At 75.7% G+C, this 20895-nt stretch carries 13 protein-coding genes; 7 read left to right on the top strand and 6 right to left on the bottom strand.

Features of this window, described 5'->3' with window-relative positions; translation table 11 throughout:
* Positions 1-162: 162 nt before the first annotated feature.
* The 3 genes from LG634_RS04395 to LG634_RS04385 form a co-directional block, all read right to left on the bottom strand.
* Positions 163-2904: a helix-turn-helix transcriptional regulator gene (locus tag LG634_RS04395; RefSeq protein WP_226732252.1), complete on the bottom strand. Its 2742-nt coding sequence runs from the start codon at positions 2902-2904 to the stop codon at positions 163-165.
* A gap of 268 nt (positions 2905-3172) precedes the next feature.
* Positions 3173-4948, bottom strand: a complete 1776-nt coding sequence (locus LG634_RS04390; protein WP_226732358.1) for a S8 family serine peptidase — start codon at positions 4946-4948, stop codon at positions 3173-3175.
* A gap of 619 nt (positions 4949-5567) precedes the next feature.
* Entirely contained in the window at positions 5568-6635 is a 1068-nt protein-coding gene (locus LG634_RS04385; protein WP_226732251.1) for an alpha/beta hydrolase, read from the bottom strand.
* Between the two features lie 234 nt (positions 6636-6869).
* Between LG634_RS04385 and mutA the strand changes: the two genes are divergently transcribed.
* From mutA to meaB, 3 genes are read left to right on the top strand one after another with little or no spacing between them, the layout of a single operon-like run.
* On the top strand, positions 6870-8723 hold the full coding sequence (gene mutA, locus LG634_RS04380) for a methylmalonyl-CoA mutase small subunit (RefSeq protein ID WP_226732250.1): 1854 nt from the start codon (positions 6870-6872) through the stop codon (positions 8721-8723).
* Entirely contained in the window at positions 8723-10921 is a 2199-nt protein-coding gene (gene scpA / locus LG634_RS04375; RefSeq protein WP_226732249.1) for a methylmalonyl-CoA mutase, read from the top strand. Before mutA ends, scpA begins: the two co-directional genes overlap by 1 nt.
* 17 nt (positions 10922-10938) lie before the next feature.
* Positions 10939-11934: a methylmalonyl Co-A mutase-associated GTPase MeaB gene (gene meaB, locus LG634_RS04370; protein WP_226732248.1), complete on the top strand. Its 996-nt coding sequence runs from the start codon at positions 10939-10941 to the stop codon at positions 11932-11934.
* Between the two features lie 81 nt (positions 11935-12015).
* Here the strand turns inward: meaB and LG634_RS04365 are convergent, their stop codons facing one another.
* Positions 12016-12708 carry a sigma-70 family RNA polymerase sigma factor gene (locus LG634_RS04365; protein ID WP_226732247.1) on the bottom strand — a complete coding sequence of 231 codons (693 nt, stop codon included), beginning with the start codon at positions 12706-12708 and terminating at the stop codon, positions 12016-12018.
* Positions 12709-12884: 176 nt separating this feature from the next.
* Positions 12885-13553, bottom strand: coding sequence for a hypothetical protein (locus tag LG634_RS04360; protein ID WP_226732246.1), 669 nt, complete (start codon positions 13551-13553; stop codon positions 12885-12887).
* Between the two features lie 162 nt (positions 13554-13715).
* On the opposite strand from LG634_RS04360, the gene LG634_RS04355 reads away from it, so the two are divergent.
* Entirely contained in the window at positions 13716-14930 is a 1215-nt protein-coding gene (locus LG634_RS04355) for an MFS transporter (RefSeq protein WP_226732245.1), read from the top strand.
* Positions 14931-15088: 158 nt separating this feature from the next.
* Positions 15089-16027, top strand: a complete 939-nt coding sequence (locus LG634_RS04350) for a sugar ABC transporter permease (RefSeq protein WP_308072276.1) — start codon at positions 15089-15091, stop codon at positions 16025-16027.
* Between the two features lie 22 nt (positions 16028-16049).
* Here LG634_RS04350 and LG634_RS04345 read toward each other — a convergent pair whose 3' ends face one another.
* The gene (locus LG634_RS04345) at positions 16050-17243 is read right to left on the bottom strand and encodes an acyl-CoA dehydrogenase family protein (protein WP_226732243.1); all 1194 of its coding nucleotides are present in this window, start codon (positions 17241-17243) and stop codon (positions 16050-16052) included.
* A 123-nt stretch (positions 17244-17366) separates the two neighbouring features.
* On the opposite strand from LG634_RS04345, the gene LG634_RS04340 reads away from it, so the two are divergent.
* A complete protein-coding gene (locus LG634_RS04340) occupies positions 17367-19199 on the top strand; it encodes a CoA transferase (protein ID WP_226732242.1) in 1833 nt (610 codons plus the stop codon).
* Positions 19196-20890 carry a class I adenylate-forming enzyme family protein gene (locus LG634_RS04335; protein ID WP_226732241.1) on the top strand — a complete coding sequence of 565 codons (1695 nt, stop codon included), beginning with the start codon at positions 19196-19198 and terminating at the stop codon, positions 20888-20890. Before LG634_RS04340 ends, LG634_RS04335 begins: the two co-directional genes overlap by 4 nt.
* The last annotated feature ends 5 nt before the right edge of the window (positions 20891-20895 follow it).

Below are 20895 nucleotides of genomic sequence, written 5' to 3'. Positions count from 1 at the left end.
GCACCGCTCACACACCGGAGCGCCGCGCCGCCGTCGGAGCACCGCTCACCCAGCCGAGCGCCCCTCCGTCACGAGAGCACCGCTCACACACCGGAGCACCGGTCCCGCCTCGGAGCACCGGTCCCGCCGCGCCGGAGCACCGGTCCCGCAGGGGAGCGCTGCTCACCGTCGCAGTGCCGTGGCCAGCTGGGCCCGTGACCGTACGTCCAGCTTCTGGTAGATCCGGGTCAGCCGGGCCTCGACCGTCTTGACGCTGACGAACAGCTTGTCGGCGGCCTCCTGGTTGCTGGCCCCCTGGCTGACGAGCAGCGCCAGCCGGGTCTCCGCATCGGTGAGGGCGGCCGCACCCGGGTGGTCGGGGCCGCCGGCGGGTGCTTCCCGGGCGAGTTCCGCCCAGGGCTTGGCGCCCGCCCGGGTGAACACGTCGGCGGCGGCCAGCAGGGCGGCCCGGGCCGGGGCCCGGCGCCGCCGGCGGCGTTCGACGCGGGCCAGCGCCAGCAGCGTACGGCCGCGTTCCAGCGGCAGGTCGAGGGCGTCGAACCGGTCGGCGGTGCATTCGAGGAGGGCGACGGCCCCGGCGGGTTCCCCGGAGGCGGAGAGCAGCAGGCCGCGGGCCCGGTCGAGGGCGGCGAGGACCCCGGTGCGGCCCAGCTCGGCGGCGACGGCGCCCACGGAGTCGATCAGCCGGCCCGCCTCGTCGGGTTCGTCGGCGGCGACCAGTGCCTCGGCGAGTTCGCCGTGCCAGCGCAGGATGGAGGGGTCGACGACCTGCTGGGCGGCTTCGAGTTCGGCGACGCGGCGGAGGGTGGCGACGGCCTTGGCGGTCTCCCCCATGGCGAGTTCGACGAGGCCGAGGGCGTAAAGGCTGCGGGAGAGGAAGACGAGGTCGCGTTCCTCCTCGGAGGCCTGGATTCCGCGGCGGGCGTAGGCGGTGGCGCGGGCGAAGCTGCCGCCTGTGGCTTCGGCCATGGCGGCGACGTACCAGGCGGGTCCCGGGGAGAGGCCGGCGTCGATGGTGAGTTCCAGGGCGCGGCGGGCGTGCCCGGCGCCGGCGGCGCACCGGCCGCGCCGCAGCTCGACCTCGGTGAAGCTGCGGAGGACTTCGAAGACGTCTTCGGCGGAGCCGGAGCGTTCGACGGCGGGCAGCAGCACGAGCAGCTGGCTGCGGGCGTCGGCGAGCCGGTCGTCGAAGAAGGCGTGCCGGACGGCGAGGAACTGCGGCGCGTTGCGCATGACGAGCGGCACTTCGGGGTCGGGCAGGGCGAGGGCCTCGGCGAGGATCTCCTCGGCGTCCGGATCGCCGAGGATGCGGCCCATGCGGGCCCGTACGGTCAGGGCCATGGCCTCGGCGCCGGGGTCTCCGCCGGCGGCGGCGAGTTCCCCGGCGTGGGCGGCGACGGCGCAGGAGCGCACGGGGTCCCCGTCGCTGAGGTTGAGTTTCCAGGCGAGGCGGAGCTGGACGGCGGCGAGCAGGGCGGGGTCGTCGGCGGCGTCGTCCATGGCGTGGGCGAACGTCTCGTCGAGGTCGGCGAGGGCCTGGCCGGCGGCGTCGATGACGGCGAGGCGGGCGCGGACCCGGTCGGTGGGCGAGGAGTCGCGGGCGAGGACGGCGCGGGTGGCGCGGCGGGCGAGGTCGGCGCGGCCGGCGCAGCCGGCGTCCTCGGCGGCTGCGACGAGGCGGGCGAGGGCGGCGTCGGGCCGGTCGACGGGGGTGCGTTCGGCGGCGAGCATGCCGAGTTCGGCGGCGAGGGCCCGGTTGCCTCGGCGGCGGCAGGCGGCGGCGGCCTGGGCGACTTCCTCGGCGAGCGGCTCGTCGGTGGTGTCGGTGGCGAGGGCGCGGTGGCGTACGGCTTCGACGGGGTCGTCGACGGCGGCGGCGAGGGCGGCGTGGCCGGCGGCCCGGTCGGGCCAGCCGGCGTCGGCGGCGAGGGCGGAGGGCAGGGCTCCGGCGGTGAAGGCGACGGCGCCGTCCTCGCCGACGGTCACGAGTCCGGCGCGTTCGGCGTCGGTGAGCTCGGCTTCGGCGTCGGGGCGGCCGGCCCGGCGGAGCAGGGTGGTGGTGGGGCGGGCGGCGAGGGCGGCGAGCAGCAGGGTGGGGTGGGTGCGGGCGGGTGCTTCGGCGAGCAGCCGGCGGGCGACTTCGCGGGCCTGGCCGGAGATGGGCAGCGGGTCGGCGTGGTGGACGCCTTCGCGGGCTTCGGCGAGGGAGCGGCCGAGGGCGAGGGCGAGCCGGGGGTTGCCGCCGCTGGCCTGGTGGATGCGGCCGGCGAGGCGGGCGGGCAGGCCGTGGCGTACGAGGAGTTCGGCGAGGTCGTCGGCGCCGAGCGGGGGGACCCGGCGGCCGGGGGTGCCGGGGCCGCAGAGGGATTCGGCGACGGAGGCGCCGCCCTGGACGCATTCGGCGACGAGGACGCGGACCCGGGGCGGGGTGAGGCGCAGGGCGAAGCGCAGCAGGTCGGTGGTCTCGATGTCGAGCCATTGGGCGTTGTCGACGACGAGGAGGACGGGGTCGGTGGCGGAGAGGGTGCGCAGGACGGCGACGACGGCGAGCCGGAGGGCGACGTGGTCGCGGCCGGCGCGCGGGGCGTCGGTTTCGCGGCGCAGCCAGGCGACGGCGGTCCGCTGGGGTCCGGCGAGCCGGTCGAGGGCGGTGGTGGGTACGGAGGCGAGCAGCGCGGCGGCGGAGGCCTCGGGTATCCAGCGGTCGGCGGCCTCGGGGGCCAGCCGCAGTACGGATTCGCCGCGCGCGGTGGCTGCCGCGGCGAGGGCGTCGGCCACAGTGCTCTTGCCCACGCCGGCCGGGCCGGTCAGGATCGCGCGTCCGTGCGTGGTCAGCGCACGTCCGACGGTCTCGATGAGCTCACCGCGTCCGACGCTCGTGTCAGCGTTCCCCGTCGCCGCCACGCACAGTCACCCGCCTCTCGCTGTCCTGGGCCTGTCCTGTGAGCGCTGAGGATACGAGGTTGGCCGGGCGGCGGCTCCGGATTGTGACGCAGAAATCAGTCCGGGCAGCCGGAAACCCCACAGGACCTGCCGGTTTGTGGGGTACCGGCAGGTCTTGCGGGTCTCTTTGGTCTGTACTAATTCCGGTTCCGGAGGAGGCCGTGCCGCTTCCGGAACCGGGTTCGGAATCCGGCCGGGTCCGTGGTGGACCCGGCCGGCCCCCCGATCATCAGAAGCCGAGGCTCCACGAGTCGATGTAGCCGGTGTCGGCGGCGGCGACGTCCTGGACGCGCAGCTGCCAGGTGCCGTTGGCCGGCAGGGCCGAGCCGTCGACGGTGTAGGTGGTGATCACGTTGGCGGCGCTGTCGCTCGACGAGCTCTTGAGGCGCTTGACGGTGCCGTTCGGGGCGACGAGGTCGATGACGAGGTCACCGCGGTAGCTGTGCTTGATGTCGACGTTCACCTTGAGGGCGGCCGGGGCGTTGCCGGTGAGGCCCGAGACGGTGATCGAGGAGGACACGGCGCCGGCGTTGTCCGGGATGGCCACGTCGGTGGTGTTCTCGAACGACGGGGTGGTCGGCGTGGAGGTCACCGCGGCGACGGCGGCGGTGGCGTCGGCGAGACCGGTGCCGCAGCCGCCGGTGCAGGTGCCGGCCAGCGGGCGGGTGGTGGTCTTGATCGTCGACTCGACCTGGGCCGGGGTCAGCGAGGGCTTGGCGGCGACGAGCAGCGCGGCGAGGCCGGCGACGTGCGGGGCGGCCATGCTGGTGCCCTGGTACGGCTTGTAGTTCTCCGCCGACGGCGTGGTGGTGCCGGTGTTCAGCGTGGAGAGGATGCCGTTCTCGGGGGTGGTGACGGTGCCGGGCGTGTCGGTGGCGCGGCGGGTCTCACCACCGGGCGCGGCGACGTCGATGACGGTGCCGTAGTTCGAGTAGAACGAGCGGTCGCCGGTGCGGTTGCTGGCGGCGACGTTGATCACGTTGTTGCAGCTGGCGGGCGAGAAGCCGCTGGCGTTGGCGTTGCTGTTGCCCGCCGCGACGACCACGGTGGTGCCGCGGGCGACGGCCGCGTTGATCGCGTTCTGGTAGCTGGTGCCGCAGGCGCCGGAGCCGCCGAGGCTCATGTTGATGACCTTGGCGGGGGTGGCGTTGGCCGGGACGCCGGGGACGGAGCCGCCGGAGGCCCAGGTGATCGCGTCGACGATGTCCGAGGTGGCACCGCCGCACTTGCCGAGCACGCGGATGGGCTGGATCTTCGCGTTGTACGCGATGCCGGCCACGCCCTTGGCGTTGTTGGTGGCGGCGCCGATGGTGCCGGCCACGTGCGTGCCGTGCCAGGAGGAGTCGCTGGCCTTCGAACCGGTGCCGCACTCGCCGGCGGCGCTCCAGTCGCCCTGGTCGGCCGGGTTGCTGTCACGGCCGTTGCCGTCGCGGGCGGCGGTGGAGCTGGTGATGAAGTCGTAGCCGGCGACGACGTTGGAGGCCAGGTCCGAGTGGGCGACGTAGCCGGTGTCGATCACGGCGACGGTGACGCCGGAGCCGGTGGTCTTGTCCCAGGCGGCCGGGACGTTCATGCCGGCGGTGGGCTCGAAGAGGTCCCACTGCTTGGCGTACTCGGTGTCGTCCGGGGTGGCCATCGCGTAGGCGCGGGAGTCGAGCTCGACGTAGGCAACGTCGGGGTCGGCGCGGAAGGCGCTCGCGACGTCGCCGGCCTCGGCGGCGGAGAGCTTGCCGCCCAGGTCGACGAGGGCGGCACCGGTGCCGAGGCGGCGCTCAAAGGCCACCTTCTCGCCGGCCTTGGCACCCTTCGCCTTGGCGTCGTCGGCGGCGGCCGTGTTGGAACGGGCCTCGGTGGCACCGGACTTGTAGCCGACGATCAGGTTCTCGACGGGCGCGACCGGCAGCGGGGTCACCGCGGCGGGGGCGGCGCCGGGGGCCGCGGCGGGAACGGAGAGGGCCAGGGCGCCCGTGGCGGTACCGCCGAGCAGGGTGACGGATATCGCCACCACGGATATCAGCCTACGTCGTGATGCGTGCACGTTCTTCCCTTTCAAGGCCGTATCCGAACGGGCCGGAGGCGGCCGGGGTTGGTGCGGTGTGGGAGGTGTACGACGCGCTGCGGCGTCCGGAGCGGGCTCGCTCCAGCCGGCTTCGGACACCGCTGCGCGTCGCGCTGCCCCGGCCGCTTCTGCGAGGCGGGGGCAACGGCAGTACCGGAATCGGCCGGTTCGGACGGCTTCCTGCCATGTGGGGTTGGCGGGAGGGCCGTTCGGCCGGATCAGATCGCCGGTGGGCAGACAGTAGGCAAACCCCACATGAACCCGATACAGGGAAAACCCTTGTCCGGCCCCTGTTACGCCCCTGTTTCCCTCACCGGCCCGTCCCGCCCGCGCCTCCAACTTGCCCGCTGACCAGCAAGGTTGCGTCCCAGGCGGTGGGGCCGGGGGGCCGCGGGGAATCCGGGGTTCCCGGGGGCCGGGGCGGGTCGGCGTGCAACCCCGGTGTGCGGCCCGTGTCCGGATCTGTAGGGATACGGTGAAGCATTCTGCCACCCGACCGAACGATCGGGTGGGCCGGGGTCCGAACCTCCCGCGGCGCCGAAGCGGAAGCTCCCCCGCCGCCCGGTCAGCGCTTCGGGGCGTCCAGCCGGTCACCGAGCCAGGGGATGACCTCGGGGTACATCCGCTGCCAGGTGTCGAAGTTGTGGCCGCCGGTCGGCAGCACCAGGGTCCTGACGGTGACGCCGGTGCCCGCGGCCGCCCGGGCGAACTCCTCGATGAACCGGGGCGGGCTCAGCCGGTCCTGCCGGGAGGTGGCGAGGAAGAGCGCCACGTCCGGAGCCGGCCGCGCGTGCCGGACCAGCCACAGCGGGCTGTTGCGTTCCCGCAGCCGGGCATCGGGCAGCACGTCGGGGTCGCCGGTCAGCGGATCGGGGTCGAGGGCGACGCCCGCCCCGAACACCCGCGGGTACTGGAGCGGCAGCTTGGCCGCGCAGAACCCGCCCGTGGAGAAGCCCATCAGACCCCAGGCGCGGGGCCCGGGCAGGGTGCGGAAATGGCGGGCGACCAGGTCGGGGACGTCCCGGGCCAGCCAGGTGGCCACCTTGCGCTGCGGGGTGTCGCTGCAGTCGGTGTCGACGCCGCCGGGGTCGACGACCGGCATGACGAGGACGAACGGGTGGGTCCGCCCCTGCGCCGCGTACTCCGCGAACGCGTCGGGCATCCCGCCGGCGTCCAGCCAGCCCTGCGGGGCACCCGGTACGCCGTGCAGGAGCAGCAGCACGGGGAAGCGGGTCTTCTCCGCACCGGCCGCCCGGTACTCGGGCGGCGTCCAGACGAGGACCTGCCCGGCGAGCTTGGAGTGGGTGCCGCGGAAGGACGTGGTGAGCACCCCGTTGCCGCTGTCGGCGAACTTCGCACGGCCGACCGGCGGGCCGGTCATCGGACCGAGGGTGCCGGCGTCCTCGGTGCCGAGCAGGTCGCTCCACGAGGCGTAGAGGCCGTAGCTGTTGTTCATCCAGGTGGCGACGGTGGCGATGGCCGTCAGCTGGCAGAGCAGGATCATCAGCAGACGCACCGGCCAGCGGACCCAGCCGGGGCCGGGGAGGCTGCCCCAGAGCACCAGCGTCGCCGCCACGGCGAGCACGGTGAGGGCGATGAGCAGGGCGAAGAACCCCGTACTGGTGAGCTCCATGCCGCCCCGCCCTTCCCGCGCCCCGCACCGGCCGCGACGCGCCCGTCACCCGATGCACCCTGGCACCCCCGGGCGGCCGTGTCGCGGCGGCGCGCTGCGGACGGATCCGGTCCGCCCGCGGACGGCCGCGTCGGCGCCGCTACCCCCCGGGTTCCCGCGCACACGGACGGAGAGGTCAAGGTCACACCGGTCGGCTCTGCTGAGCCTTGAGGGCGCTGCCCTACAGTCGGAGCCATGACGGTCCTGCCTGACGACGGGCTTTCGCTGGCCGCCGAGTTCCCTGATGCGACGCATGAGCAGTGGCAACGCCTGGTTGAAGGCGTCCTGCGAAAGTCGGGCAAGGAAGCTTCCGGCGAGGCCGCCGAGGAGGCTTTGTCCACATCGCTCGAGGACGGGCTCAGCACCCGGCCCCTGTACACCGCGCGGAACTCCGCGCCCGAAGCGGGTTATCCCGGTTTCGCCCCGTTCGTACGGGGTGGCCGGGCCGAGGGAGGTGCCGCCGCCGGCTGGGACGTACGCCAGCGGCTGGCCGGCTCCGACCCGGCCCGGATCAACGAGGCCGCACTGGCCGACCTGGAGAACGGGGTCACCTCGCTGTGGCTGGCCGTCGGCCGGGCCGGCATCCCGGTGGAAGGTCTGGAGCGGGCCCTGGACGGGGTCTACCTCGACCTCGCGCCGGTGGTCCTCGACGCCGGCCCGGACACCGCGGCCGCGGCCCGGGAACTGCTGCGCCTCTACGGTGCGCGCGGCGTGGCACCCGCGGCGGCCCGTGCGGTGCTCGGCGCCGACCCGCTGGGCCATCAGGCCCGGACCGGTGAGACCGCCGGCCTGACGGACGCGGTCGCCCTCGCCCGGGACTGCGCCGGCGACTGGCCGGGCATCCGCGCCCTGGCCGTCGACGCGCTCCCGTACCACGAGGCGGGCGGCAGCGCCGCGCAGGAGCTGGGCCTGTCCCTGGCGACCGGTGTGGCGTACCTCCGTGCGCTGACCGACGGCGGCCTGAGCCTCGAAGAGGCGTGCGGACAGCTGGAGTTCCGGTACGCGGCGAGCGCCGACCAGTTCCTGACGATCGCCAAGCTGCGGGCGGCCCGCCGGCTGTGGTCGCGCGTGGCGGAGGCCTGCGGTGCGCCGGAGGCCGGGGCACAGCGGCAGCACGTGGTGACGTCCGCGGTGATGATGACGCGCCGCGACCCGTGGGTGAACATGCTGCGGACCACCGTGGCCACCCTCGCGGCGGGTGTCGGCGGCGCCGACTCGGTGACCGTGCTGCCCTTCGACCACGAGCTCGGCCTGTCCGACCCGTTCTCGCGCCGGATCGCCCGCAACACGTCGACCATCCTGCTGGAGGAGTCGCACCTGGCCCGGGTCATCGACCCGGCGGGCGGCTCCTGGTACGTGGAGCGGCTCACGGACGAACTGGCGCACGCCGCCTGGGAGTTCTTCCAGACCGTCGAGCAGGCCGGCGGGGTCGCCGCCGCGCTGGACAGCGGTCTGGTGGGCGAGCGGCTCGCCGCCACCTGGGCGGAGCGGTCGAAGAAGCTCGCCAAGCGCCGCGAACCCATCACGGGCGTCAGCGAGTTCCCCAACCTGGCCGAGAAGCCGGTCGAGCGGGAGCCCGCACCGGCGGCGCCGTCCGGCGGCCTGCCGCAGGTGCGCCGCGACGAGGCGTACGAGGCGCTGCGGGCCCGTTCCGACGCGCACCTCGCAGCGACCGGGTCCCGGCCGCGGATCTTCCTGGCGGCCCTCGGGTCGGCGGCCGCGCACACCGCGCGGGCCACGTTCGCCTCGAACCTGTTCCAGGCCGGCGGCATCGAGCCGGTGCACGATCCGGTGTCCGTGGACGCCGGTTCCGCGGCGGCCGCGTTCGCCGCGAGCGGTGCCTCGATCGCGTGCCTGGTCTCCAGCGACAAGCTGTACGACGAGCAGGCCGAGGGCGTGGCGGCGGCACTGCGCTCGGCGGGCGCCGAGACGGTGTTCCTCGCCGGGAAGCCGGGCACGGCCGCCGATGCGGTCGACGCCTACGTGTTCGCGGGCTGTGACGCCGTGGCCGTGCTGACCTCCGTCCTCGACCGCATGGGAGTGGCGTGATGCGGATCCCCGACTTCTCCGGTATCGACCTGGGCTCGCCCGCCGCGGCGGGTTCCGAGGAACTGTGGCGCGCCGCGGTGAAGGAGGCCACCGGGTCGGCCACCGACGACCTGCTGTGGGAGACCCCCGAGGGCATCGGCGTGAAGCCGCTGTACACCGGGCGCGACCTGGAGGGCCTGGACTTCCTGGCGACGTACCCGGGTGCGGCCCCGTACCTGCGCGGTCCGTACCCGACGATGTACGTGAACCAGCCGTGGACGATCCGCCAGTACGCGGGTTTCTCCACCGCCGAGGAGTCCAACGCCTTCTACCGCCGCAACCTCGCGGCGGGCCAGAAGGGCCTGTCGGTCGCCTTCGACCTGCCGACGCACCGCGGCTACGACAGCGATCACCCGCGGGTGACCGGTGACGTCGGCATGGCGGGCGTGGCCATCGACTCCATCTACGACATGCGTCAGCTGTTCGACGGGATCCCGCTGGACAAGATGACGGTGTCGATGACGATGAACGGCGCGGTGCTGCCCGTGCTGGCGCTGTACATCGTCGCGGCCGAGGAACAGGGGGTGGCTCCTGAGCAGTTGGCGGGGACCATCCAGAACGACATCCTCAAGGAGTTCATGGTCCGCAACACCTACATCTATCCGCCGAAGCCCTCGATGCGGATCATCTCCGACATCTTCGCGTACACCTCGCAGAAGATGCCGCGCTACAACTCCATCTCGATCTCCGGGTACCACATCCAGGAGGCGGGGGCGACGGCCGACCTGGAGCTGGCGTACACCCTCGCGGACGGCGTGGAGTACCTGCGGGCGGGCCGGGGGGCGGGGCTGGACGTGGACGCGTTCGCGCCGCGGCTGTCGTTCTTCTGGGCGATCGGCATGAACTTCTTCATGGAGGTCGCCAAGCTGCGTGCGGCCCGTCTGCTGTGGGCCAAGCTGGTCCGGCAGTTCGACCCGCAGAACCCCAAGTCCCTTTCGCTGCGCACGCATTCGCAGACTTCCGGCTGGTCGCTGACAGCGCAGGACGTCTTCAACAACGTGACGCGCACCTGTGTCGAGGCGATGGCGGCGACCCAGGGGCACACCCAGTCACTGCACACGAACGCGCTCGACGAGGCGCTGGCCCTGCCGACGGACTTCTCCGCGCGGATCGCCCGCAACACCCAGCTGCTCATCCAGCAGGAGTCGGGCACCTGCCGGGTCATCGACCCGTGGGGCGGCAGCGCGTACGTCGAGAAGCTGACGTACGACCTGGCGCGCAAGGCGTGGCAGCACATCGAGGAGGTCGAGGCGGCCGGCGGCATGGCGCAGGCCATCGACGCGGGCATTCCGAAGCTGCGCGTGGAGGAGGCCGCGGCCCGTACCCAGGCGCGGATCGACTCGGGCCGCCAGCCGGTGATCGGCGTCAACAAGTACCGGGTGGACAGCGACGAGCAGATCGACGTCCTGAAGGTCGACAACTCGTCGGTGCGGGCCCAGCAGATCGCGAAGCTGAAGCGGCTGCGCGAGGAGCGCGACGAGACCCGCTGCCAGGACGCGCTGCAGAAGCTGACGAACGCCGCGGAGCGGGGTTCGGGCCCGGGCCTGGAGGGCAACCTGCTGGCGCTGGCCGTGGACGCGGCCCGGGCGATGGCGACGGTCGGCGAGATCTCGGACGCCCTGGAGAAGGTGTACGGGCGGCACGCGAGTCAGATCCGTACCATCTCCGGCGTGTACCGCAACGAGGCAGGAGAGTCCCCGTCCGTGGAGCGCACCCGCGCGCTGGTCAACCGGTTCGAGGAGGCGGAGGGCCGCCGGCCGCGCATCCTGGTCGCGAAGATGGGCCAGGACGGGCACGACCGCGGCCAGAAGGTGATCTCGACGGCCTTCGCGGACCTGGGCTTCGACGTGGACGTCGGCCCGCTGTTCCAGACCCCGGCGGAGGTGGCCCGCCAGGCCGTCGAGGCGGACGTCCACGTCGTGGGCGTGTCGTCGCTGGCGGCCGGCCACCTGACCCTCGTCCCGGCGCTGCGCGAGCAGCTGGCGGAGGAGGGCCGCGAGGACATCATGATCGTCGTGGGTGGGGTGATCCCGCCGCAGGACGTGCCGACGCTGCTGGAGATGGGCGCGACGGCGGTGTTCCCGCCCGGCACCGTGATCCCGGACGCCGCCTACGACCTGGTGACGCGGCTGGCCGCGGATCTGGGCCACGAGCTCTAGGCGGGGCGGGGTCGGCGATGCCACCGAGGATCGATCTCGACACGTATGTGAAGGGGGTGCTCGACGGGAAGCGGGCGCACATTGCGCGCGCCATCACGCTCGTCGAGTCCACCCGCCCCGATCACCGGCTGCTGGCCCAGCAGTTGCTGACGGAGCTGCTGCCGCATTCGGGCCGCGCGCGCCGGATCGGCATCAGCGGGGTGCCGGGCGTGGGCAAGTCCACGTTCATCGACGCGTTCGGCACGCTGCTGACCGGGCTGGGGCACCGGGTGGCGGTGCTGGCCGTCGACCCGTCGTCGACCCGTACGGGCGGTTCCATCCTGGGTGACAAGACCCGGATGGAGCGCCTGTCGGTGGACCCGGCCGCGTTCGTGCGGCCGTCGCCGTCGGCGGGCACGCTGGGCGGGGTCGCCAAGGCCACCCGCGAGTCGATGGTGGTGATGGAGGCCGCCGGGTACGACGTGGTGCTGGTCGAGACGGTCGGTGTCGGCCAGTCGGAGACCACGGTCGCCGGCATGGTCGACTCCTTCCTGCTGCTGTCGCTGGCGCGGACCGGCGACCAGCTCCAGGGCATCAAGAAGGGCGTGCTGGAGCTGGCGGACGTGCTGGCGGTCAACAAGGCGGACGGCCCGCACGAGCGGGAGGCGCGGACGGCCGCGCGGGAACTGTCGGGCGCGCTGCGTCTGATGCACCCGGCGGACTCCTCGTGGACGCCGCCGGTGCTGACGTGCAGCGCCCGCGAGTCGGCCGGCCTGGACGTGGTCTGGGAGCGGCTGGAGCAGCACCGTGCGGTGCTGGACTCGACGGGCCGGCTGGCGGCGAAGCGGCGGGAGCAGCAGATCGAGTGGACCTGGTCGATGGTCCGCGAGGAGCTGCTGGAGCGGCTGCGGTCGGATCCGGCGGTGCGCGAGGTCGCGCCCGGGCTCGAACAGCGCGTCAGGGACGGGGAACTGACGGCCACTCTGGCCGCGGACCGGATCCTCGCGGCGTTCCGCGGCGGATCGGGCGGCTGAGCGGCCGCCGGGGGCGGGCAGGGAGTACGAGGAGCCGGGGGCGTGTGACCGCCCCCGGCTCCTTCGCGTGCGGCCGGACCGTCAGCAGGCTGCGGTCTCGGCGTCCCGCAGCAGGGCGACCAGGGCGGTGCGGGCGCGGGCGACGCGGGAGCGGACGGTGCCGACGGGACATCGGGCGACCTCCGCCGCCTCCGCGTACGGCAGCCCCACCAGCTGGGTGAGGACGAACGCTTCGCGGCGCTCGTCGGGGAGCCGGCCGAGGAGTTCGGCGAGGGCCACGCCGTCCTCGAAGCCGGGCAGGCCGCGGGCCTGGGCCCGTTCGGCGGCGGACTGCCAGTCGTCGGTGTCGGCGAGCCGGGGCCGGGCCGCGACGTGTCGGATGCTGTCCACCACGGTGCGGCGGGCGATGGAGAGCAGCCAGGTGCGGGCCGAGGAGCGGCCCTCGAACCGGTGCAGGCTGCCGAGGGCCCGCAGGAACGTCTCCTGGGTGAGGTCGTCCGCGGCCTGCGGGTCGGCGCTGAGGTAGGCGACGTAGCGGCGCACGTCGCGCTGGAGCGCCCGGACGAACTGCTCGACGGCTTCGGGGTCACCGGTCCGCGCGGCCATCGCCCAGCGGGTGGCGTCCTCGTCGGCGGGGCGGGCCGTCGCCGCAGGGGCGGTGGCGGTACGGGAAGCAGCGGCGGAGGTGCGGCCGGCCCGGCCGGTGGTGGCCGGGGCGGGCTGCGGGAGGAGCGCGGCCGGGGCCGGCCGGGAGGTGAGCAGGGCAGGGGTCATCGCCTGAGGTCCTTCGCGGAGTTCCGGATCCGGACGGGCGCATGCCGAAGGGCGGTGCGGCGGTCCGGTGAGGTCTGCGGCGGCGCCCGCCGCGCCGGTCCCGGCGGGCCGGGCGGAGGTGCGGGGGCGGGCCGGTTCGCCCGGCGTTGCGGCGCCGGGGAGCCTGCCGTCGGCGGTCAGCCGGCGGCGTGCCCCACGGGCGGACCCCGGAAGGTGAGGGCGCTGGAGAGCAGCAGGCGGCGCAGCGGCCGGGCGGGTGCCGGGCGGCCGTGCCGGACGCGGGGGCGGTGCGGGACCAGGGGCGCGGGCGGGTGCGGCGGCCGCCGGAAGGGGGCGGCCAGCCGGGTGCCGACGGCCCGCAGGATCCGGAAGGCGGCGCTCTCGCCGCAGGCGAGCCACCAGGCGCAGAGGAGGGCGGCGAGCAGGTGGAGGGCGAGCATCCGGGTGCCGCCGGCGGCGAGGTGGTCCATGGCCTCGGGGCCGCCGGGCGGGGTGCCCGCGGGCGGGTGCGGGGCGGGCGGGTGGTGCATCGAGAGGTGGCCGGCCCCGGATGCGCCCGCCGTCGGCGCCGGGGCCGCCCCGGTGCCGGCAGGCTGCGGGACCAGGGAGAACGCGGTGTGCAGCAGCCCCTGTGCAGCCATGGCGAACACGAGGACTTCGGTGCGGCGCCGTTCCCGGGCCGCGAGGAGCCAGGCGGGTCCGCCGAGGGCGGCCGCGCCGGCGGCGGGCACCCACCAGGGCACGGTGTGGCCGGACATCATGACGTGTCCGAGCGTGGTGAGGAGCACGCAGACCGCGGTGAACACCGCGACGCGTGCTGTGCGTAACTCCCACCCTGTGGCCATGGCGGCCCATCTTCGCACCCGTGGCCGACGTTCGGGATACGGCAGGTCAAAGTCCTGTCACACATGACAACTTCGCCAGACGTGACCCGCATCACACAGCCGTGTGCGGAACTTCCGGAGCCGCCCGGCCGACCCAACTCCCCGATGCCCGAAGGAGAGGAAGTGAGCACCGTGGCCGCCCCGTCCGCCGCGCCCGCACCGCGCGCGCTGACCGCCCTGCTGACCTGCGCCATGGCGTTCTCCATGCTGCAGCTGTTCCTGCTGGGCGCGCTGGGCCCCCGGCTGGTCGGCGAACTCTCCATCTCCCCGGCCCTGTTGGGCGTCACCACGACGGTCGGGTTCGGGGCCGCCGCGCTGCTGTCGCCGGTCGGCGGGCGGGTGGTGGACCGGCTGGGGCCGCGGCGCTGCATCGTCGCCCTGTTCGCGGGTTCGGCGGTCGCCCTGGCCCTGATCGGGGCGGCGAGCGGGCCCGGGCTGCTCCTCGCGGCGGTCGCGCTCGGCGGGCTGCCGCAGGCACTGGCGAACCCGGCGACCAACCGCGCCGTCCTGGCGTCGGTGCCCGCCGCCCGGCGGGGCCCCGTGACCGGGCTGAAGCAGTCGGGCGTACAGCTGGGGGCGTTCGCCGCGGGTCTGCCGCTGGCGGCGCTGGCCGGACCGGCCGGGTGGCGGTTCGCCGTCTGGACGGCGGCCGCCGCCGCGCTGGCCTGCGCGCTGTGGGCGGCGCTGCTGCTGCCGCCCGATCCGGCGCCCGCCGGGGCGCCCGGGCCCGGCGGGCTGCGGCCGCGGGGTGCGATCGCCTGGCTGACGGGGTTCTCCCTGCTGCTGGGCTGCGGGATCGCCTCGGTGAACACGTACGTGGCCCTGTACGGCACCCGGCGGCTCGGTCTGGGGCCGACGGCCGCGGCCGCCCTGGTCGCGGTGCTGGGCGTGGCGGGGATCGCCGGCCGGGTGGGCTGGTCGCGCGTCGCCGGACGGCCGGAGCGGGCGGTGCGGCTGCCCGGGGCGCTGGCCGGGGGTGCGGTCGGAGCGGCCCTGCTGCTCGCGGCGGCGGACCGGCTGCCGGCGCTGGCCTGGCCGGCGGCGGTCGGCATGGGCGTGTTCGCGGTGGCCGGCAACGCGGTCTCGATGGTCCTGGTGATGCAGCGCGCCGCCGCCGGCCGGGCCGGTCGGGACTCGGCCCTGGTCTCGGCGGGCTTCTTCGCGGGGTTCGCCCTGGGGCCGCCCCTGTTCGGTCTGCTGGCCGACGCGGGCCGGTACGGGGCGGGCTGGCTGCTCGTGGCCGCCGAGTTCGCCGCCGCGGCGGCGGTGGCGGCCCTCTGGGCGGTCCGGGAACGCCGCACGGACGCTGCCCGTACCGGCGCGGGAGCGGCGGCGTGAACCCCGGGTCCGGAGCCGCCGGGGCGGAACTGCCCCGTGGCCGAGGCGCGCGTCCGCGCGTTCCGTCGGGGCCGTCCGGCGGCGGCGCGGTGCAGGGTCCCGGTCCCCCTGCACCCACGGGGCAGCCCGCGCCCTGGGCCGGGCGTGCGCTCGACGCCGTGCTCGCGCGGGTCGCCGTCACCGCGGACCGGGTCGGGGACCGATTCCCGCTGTTCGCGGACCCCGTCGGCGGGGTCTGGAAGACCACCGCCCGCGGCTCGTGGGCGGGTGGCTGCTGGGCGGGGCTGCTGTGGCTGCGGGCCCGGCGCACCGGAGCGGCGGCCGACCGGGCCGCGGCCGTCGCCGCCGGCGCCCGGCTGGCGGGCTGGGTGGCCGCCGACACCGCGGCCCGCGGTCTGATCCTCTGGTACGGCACCGCGCTCGCGGACGACCCGGAGAGCAGGGCCCTCCGCGACCGGGCCGCCCGCGCCTGCCACGACGCCTTCGACCCGGATCTCCACCTGGTGCCCTGGGGTGCGGAGTTCGGCGGGCCCCGGCTGACGGCCCGGCCCGATGCGGCTCCCGGCACCGTCCCGCTCCTGGCGCTGGCCGACCCGCACACCGCCGCCGCGCACCTGCGCACCCAGCTGCGCCTGTGCGGGGCCGGGCACTCCCGGACGTACCGGCCCGGCACCGGCTGGACCGCGCTCGCCGAGCCGTCCCCCGGCTGGACCCGCGGCCACGCCTGGCTGCGGCTGGCCGCCGCGGACGCGCACCGGCTGCCGGGCGCGGCCGGGCTGCGCGCGCTCGCGGCCGGGCTGCCGGACCACCCGTGGGCGGTGCCGCCGGCGGACACGGCCCGGCCCGACGGGCCGCGGGACACCTCCGCGGCCGCGATCACCGCGGTGGCGCTGCTGAAGTCGGGCCGCCGGGTGCCTGCGGAGGCCGTGCTCGGTGAGCTCGCCGCCCGCCACCTGACCGCGGACGGCCGTCTCCTGGACGGCTGTTACGACCTCGCCGGTCCCACCGCGGTCCGGCACGAACTGGTCTGGGGCAGCTTCTTCCTGGCCTTCGGCCTGGCCTGCCTCACCGGCCTGGCCGCCCCGGACGAGATCTGACCCGGACCCCGCCCCGGCCCGCTCACTCCCCCTTCAGCACCCGCCGCGCCACGGCCGCGATGTGGAGCTCGTCGGGACCGTCGAGGATCCGCGCGGCCCGCCCGGTGCGGAACAGCGCCGGCAGCGGGGTGTCGGGGCCGAGCCCGGCCGCCCCGTGGACCTGGATGGCGGCGTCGGCGACCTGCTGGAGGGTGCGGGCCGCCGCCACCTTGGCCAGCCCCACCTCGATGTGGGCGTCACGGCCGGCCGCGAGCCGGGCCACGGCCTCGTGGACCAGCGGCCGGGTGGTCCGCAGCATCAGCAACGACTCGAACAAGTGCCGCTGCACCAGCTGGAATTCACCGAGTGCACCCCGGGATCCGCTGCGCGCCAGGGCCCGCTCGCGCATCAGCTCGTACGCCCGCCTGGCCTGCCCGAGCCAGCGCAGGCAGCGCAGGGTCCGGCCCAGCTGGAGCCGTTCGGCGGCCACCGCCAGCCCCGCGCCCCGCTCCCCCAGCAGGTGGTCGGCCGCGACCTGCACGCCGTCGAACCGGATCTCGTACGGGCCCGCCGCGCCGAGCACCGGCAGCTCGCGGACCACCCTGAACCCGGGGGCGGACGTGGGCACGAGGAGCAGTGAGAGTCCGCCGCGCTCGGGGGCGGTGCCGTCGGTGCGGGCGAGGACGGTGACCAGGTCGGCGTCACCGGCGCCGCTCGTGAACCACTTCCCCCCGCTGATCCGCCAGCCGCTGTCGTCGCGGCCGCCGTCTCGGTCCCCCACCGGCTCGGCGCGGGTGGCGGTCAGGTAGGGGTCGGTGCCGGGGGTGTCCGGCTCGGTCATCGCGTAGCAGGCCTTCAACTCCCCGGCGACCAGCGGGCGTACGTACTGCTCGCGGACCCGTTCGGTGCCGTGCCGGTGCAGCATGAGCGCGTCGAGGAGGGTCGCCGAGCCGAGCGCTGCGGGACCGTGCTCGCTGGCCCCCTCGGCCTCGGCGACGTGCGCGTACAGATCCAACGGCATTCCCTGGCCGCCGAGTTCGGCGGGCAGCGGGAGGGCCCACAGGCCGCGGTCGCGGGCCTCCCTGCGGAGGCCTTCGAGTGCGGTGGCGGCCGCGGCGCCGCCGGCGTCGAGGAGCGGCTCGGACGGCATCACCCGGTCCCGGACGAACACCTCCACCCGCGCCTTCAGCTCCCTCGCCTCGGGAGGGCATTCGGGAAACCCCGCGTGCGCTGCCACCACTTTCCTCCGACCTCCGGGAACCCATGGGAACGGTTGTCCGACTGCTTGCTGCGTGGAACTGGTCGGGGCGGACCCCCGTCCGGTTCCCGCGCCCGTACCCCCTGCCTCCCGAGGAGCGGCATGGCAGCAGCATCCGCCACCCCACCCGTCCGGCGTCCCCTCGACGGCCTGTCCCTCGCCCCGGAGCCGCCCGCCGGCCCGGGCGCCGGCCTGGCCGCAGACCAGCTCCGGCTGCTCGGCGCCAGGCCGGGCAGGGGCGACGGCCCGCACCTCACCGTCGGCGGCGCCGGATTCGCGCCGCTGACCGCCGACCCGCAATGGGCCGAGCACGGCGCCACCGGCCCGGCGGCCGAACTGTGCGACGAGGCGACCGTGCAGGCCGCCACCGGGGTGATGGAGGTCCACGGCCGCCGGGACGGCTCGCCGCGCGGCCTGGGCGCGGACTACGTGGCCACGGCCACGGGCGCCCTCACCGTGCAGGGCGTGCTCGCCGGCCTGCTGGCGCAGGCACGCGGCGGCCGCGCCCCCTCGGCCGTGCGCACCAGCGCCGCCCGGGCGGGCCTGCTCGCCGTCTCGCAGTACCTCGCGGCAGCCGGTGCCGACGAGGGCGAGGCCGCCGAACTCGCGCCGGGGGGACCGCCGTTCACCTCCTCCGACGGGACCGTCTTCGAGCTGGAGACCCTCGACCCGGGCGCCTGGGCCGTGTTCTGGCGGACGCTCGGCGCCCCCGAGGCGGCGGTCCGGTCGGGCTGGCGCCCCTTCCAGTTCCGCTACGCGACCGCCTGCGCCCCGTTCCCCGAGGAGCTGCACGCCACGGCCCGGCGCAGCCCGTGGGAGCGCCTCCGGGCGGCGGCCGGCAGCGCGGGCGCCGAGGTGTGCCCGCTGTACGGGCCGACCCGCGAGGGGATAGCGGACGGGCCGCCCGTACGCCTGCGGCCGTACGACGGCCCGGACGGCCCGGACCACGGCGCTCCGGACGCCGGCCGGACGCGCGGGCCCCGTCGGCCCGCGCCGGAGTGCCACCCGCCGGCGCCGTCCCCTCCCCTGGCCGGGCTGACCGTGCTGGAGGCGGGGCGCCGGATCCAGGCCCCGCTCGCCGCCCACCTGCTGGGCCTGCTCGGCGCGGACGTGATCCGCATCGAGCCGCCGGGCGGCGACCCGCTGCGCGGGATGCCGCCGGCCTGTTCCGGGATCTCCGCGCGCTGGCTGGCCCTCAACCGCGGCAAGAAGGCCGAGGAGGTCGACATCACCTGCCCGTCGGGCCGGACCCGGCTGCGTGAACTGGCCGCCGGAGCCGATGTGTTCCTGCACAACTGGGCCCCCGGCAAGGCCGCCGCCCTCGGCCTCGACCACGAGGACCTGGCCGTCGCCAACCCGGCGCTCGTGTACGCGTACACCGGCGGCTGGGCCGGCCGGCTGCCCGCGGCGCCGATCGGCACCGACTTCATGGTGCAGGCCCGCACCGGCGTGGGCGCCGCCGTGCGTCCCGCGGACGAGCCGCCCGCACCCTCCCTGATGACCCTGCTCGACGTGCTGGGCGGGCTGCTCGGCACCCAGGCCGTCCTCGCAGGGCTGCTGCTGCGCGAGCGGACCGGCCGCGGGGTCCGGGCCGATTCCTCGCTGCTCGGCGCCGCCGACCTGGTCACGGCCGCGGCCCGGCAGCGGGCCGCGGCAGGGGGCGACCCGCGGCCGCCGGCCGGCTTCCGACGGCCGCTGCGCACCGCCGACGGCTGGGTCGCGCTCGCCGACACCGACGCCGCGGCCGGGGATCCCCGCCGGACCGGCGTCTGGGGAACCGCCGAGGCGGTGGCCCGGCTGCGGGCCGACGGCCTGGCCGCCACCGCCGTCACCCGCGACCTGCACGCCCTGCACGACGACCCGCGCCTGCCCGGCCTCACCGGCCGGGACGCCCATGGCGCGGCTGCCGTTTCCGACCCCTGGAGCTTCGCATGACCGTCACCCTCGACGATCTCCTGCCTGCTGCCCTGCGCCGGTCCTGGGCCGTGGACGGGTCCTGCCCCGACCTCGACGTGTACAGCCTCTACCGGGCCCGTCTGACGTCCGATCCGCACCGCACGGCCCTGCTCGACGCCAAGGGCAAGCTCTGTTACACCGCACTGGACCGCAAGGTGCGGGCCCTGGCGGCCGGTCTCGCCGGCCTCGGGGTGCGTCCCGGCGAGGTGGTGGCCGTACAGCTGCCCGCCGGACGGGACGCGGTCATCGCCGATCTGGCGCTGGCCGCGCTGGGTGCCGTCGGGCTGCCGTTCCCGGTGGGCCGGGGCAGCCGGGAGGCGCTGTCGCTGCTGGGACGTTCGGAGGCGGTCGCGGTGATCGCGGCGACCGGGCACCGGTCCGCGCGGCCCGCCGCCGAACTCCTCGGCCTGGCCGACCGGCTCCCGTCGCTGCGGCACGTGATCGGCGCCGGACCGGCCGCCGGCGTGCCCGCCGGGTGCGTGCCGATGGCGGAGCTGCTGCGCACCGATCCGGGTGCGTTCACGCCGGCCCGGCCGCATCCGGACGCGCCGGTGCGGATCCTGGTCTCCTCGGGCTCCGAGGCGGAGCCGAAGATGATCGCGTACTCGCACAACGCGCTGGCCGGCGGCCGCGGGAACTTCCTCGGGTCGCTGCTGCGGGACGGCGAGCCGCCGCGCTGCCTGTTCCTGGTGCCGCTCGCCTCGGCGTTCGGCAGCAACGGAACGGCGGTGGCGCTGGCCCGGCACGGCGGGACGCTGGTCCTGCTCGACCACTTCAGCCCGGACGCGGCCCTGGACGCGATCGCCGCGCACGCACCCACCCATGTCCTGGGCGTGCCGACCATGGTCCGCATGATGCTGGACCGGCTCGCCGAGGCACCGCGCGAACTGCCCGCGCCCACCGCCCTGGTGCTGGGCGGCGCGCCGCTGGACGAGGCGACGGCCGCGGAGGCCCGTACGGCGTTCGGCTGCCCGGTGGTGAACCTGTACGGTTCGGCCGACGGCGTCAACTGCCATACGGGACTGCCCGATGCGCCCGCCGAGGACTCGACCGGACGGCACGGCAAGGGCGTTGACGCGGAGACCCGGGGTGTTCCGATCGGCCGTCCGGACCCGCGCGTCACCGAGATCCGGATCGTGGCCCCGGGCGCGCCGGACACCGAGGCGGAGCCCGCGGGCGTGGTCGGCGAGATCCTCGCGCGGGGCCCGATGTCCCCGCTGTGCTACGTCGGCGACCCCGGCCTGAACGCGCGCTACCGCACCCCCGGCGGCTGGGTCCGCACCGGCGACCTGGGACTCCTGGCGGAGGACGGCACGCTCCGGGTGGTGGGGCGGCTCAAGGACGTGGTGATCCGCGGCGGCGCGAACATCAGCCCGGCGGAAGTGGAGCTGGCGCTCGCCGGGCATCCGTCGGTACGGGACGTCATGTGCGTGGGGGTGGCCGATCCGCTGATGGGCGAGCGGCTGGCGGCCTGCGTGGTGGTACGGGAGGGTGCGCCGGTCCCGGACCTGGCGGACCTCGGCGCGTACCTCGACGGCCGGGGTCTGGAGCCGCGCAAGCACCCGGAACGGCTGGTGGTCCTTCCGGAGCTGCCGCTCACCCCGGCCGGCAAGCCCGACCGCGCCCTCCTGAGGGAACGGTTCGGCACACCGGTCACCCGTCCGGTGTAGCGGGC

Origin of the sequence: Streptomyces bambusae (genome assembly GCF_020532645.1) — a bacterium.
GTDB lineage: Bacteria > Actinomycetota > Actinomycetes > Streptomycetales > Streptomycetaceae > Streptomyces > Streptomyces bambusae.
This window is presented reverse-complemented; position numbering and strand designations above follow the sequence as displayed.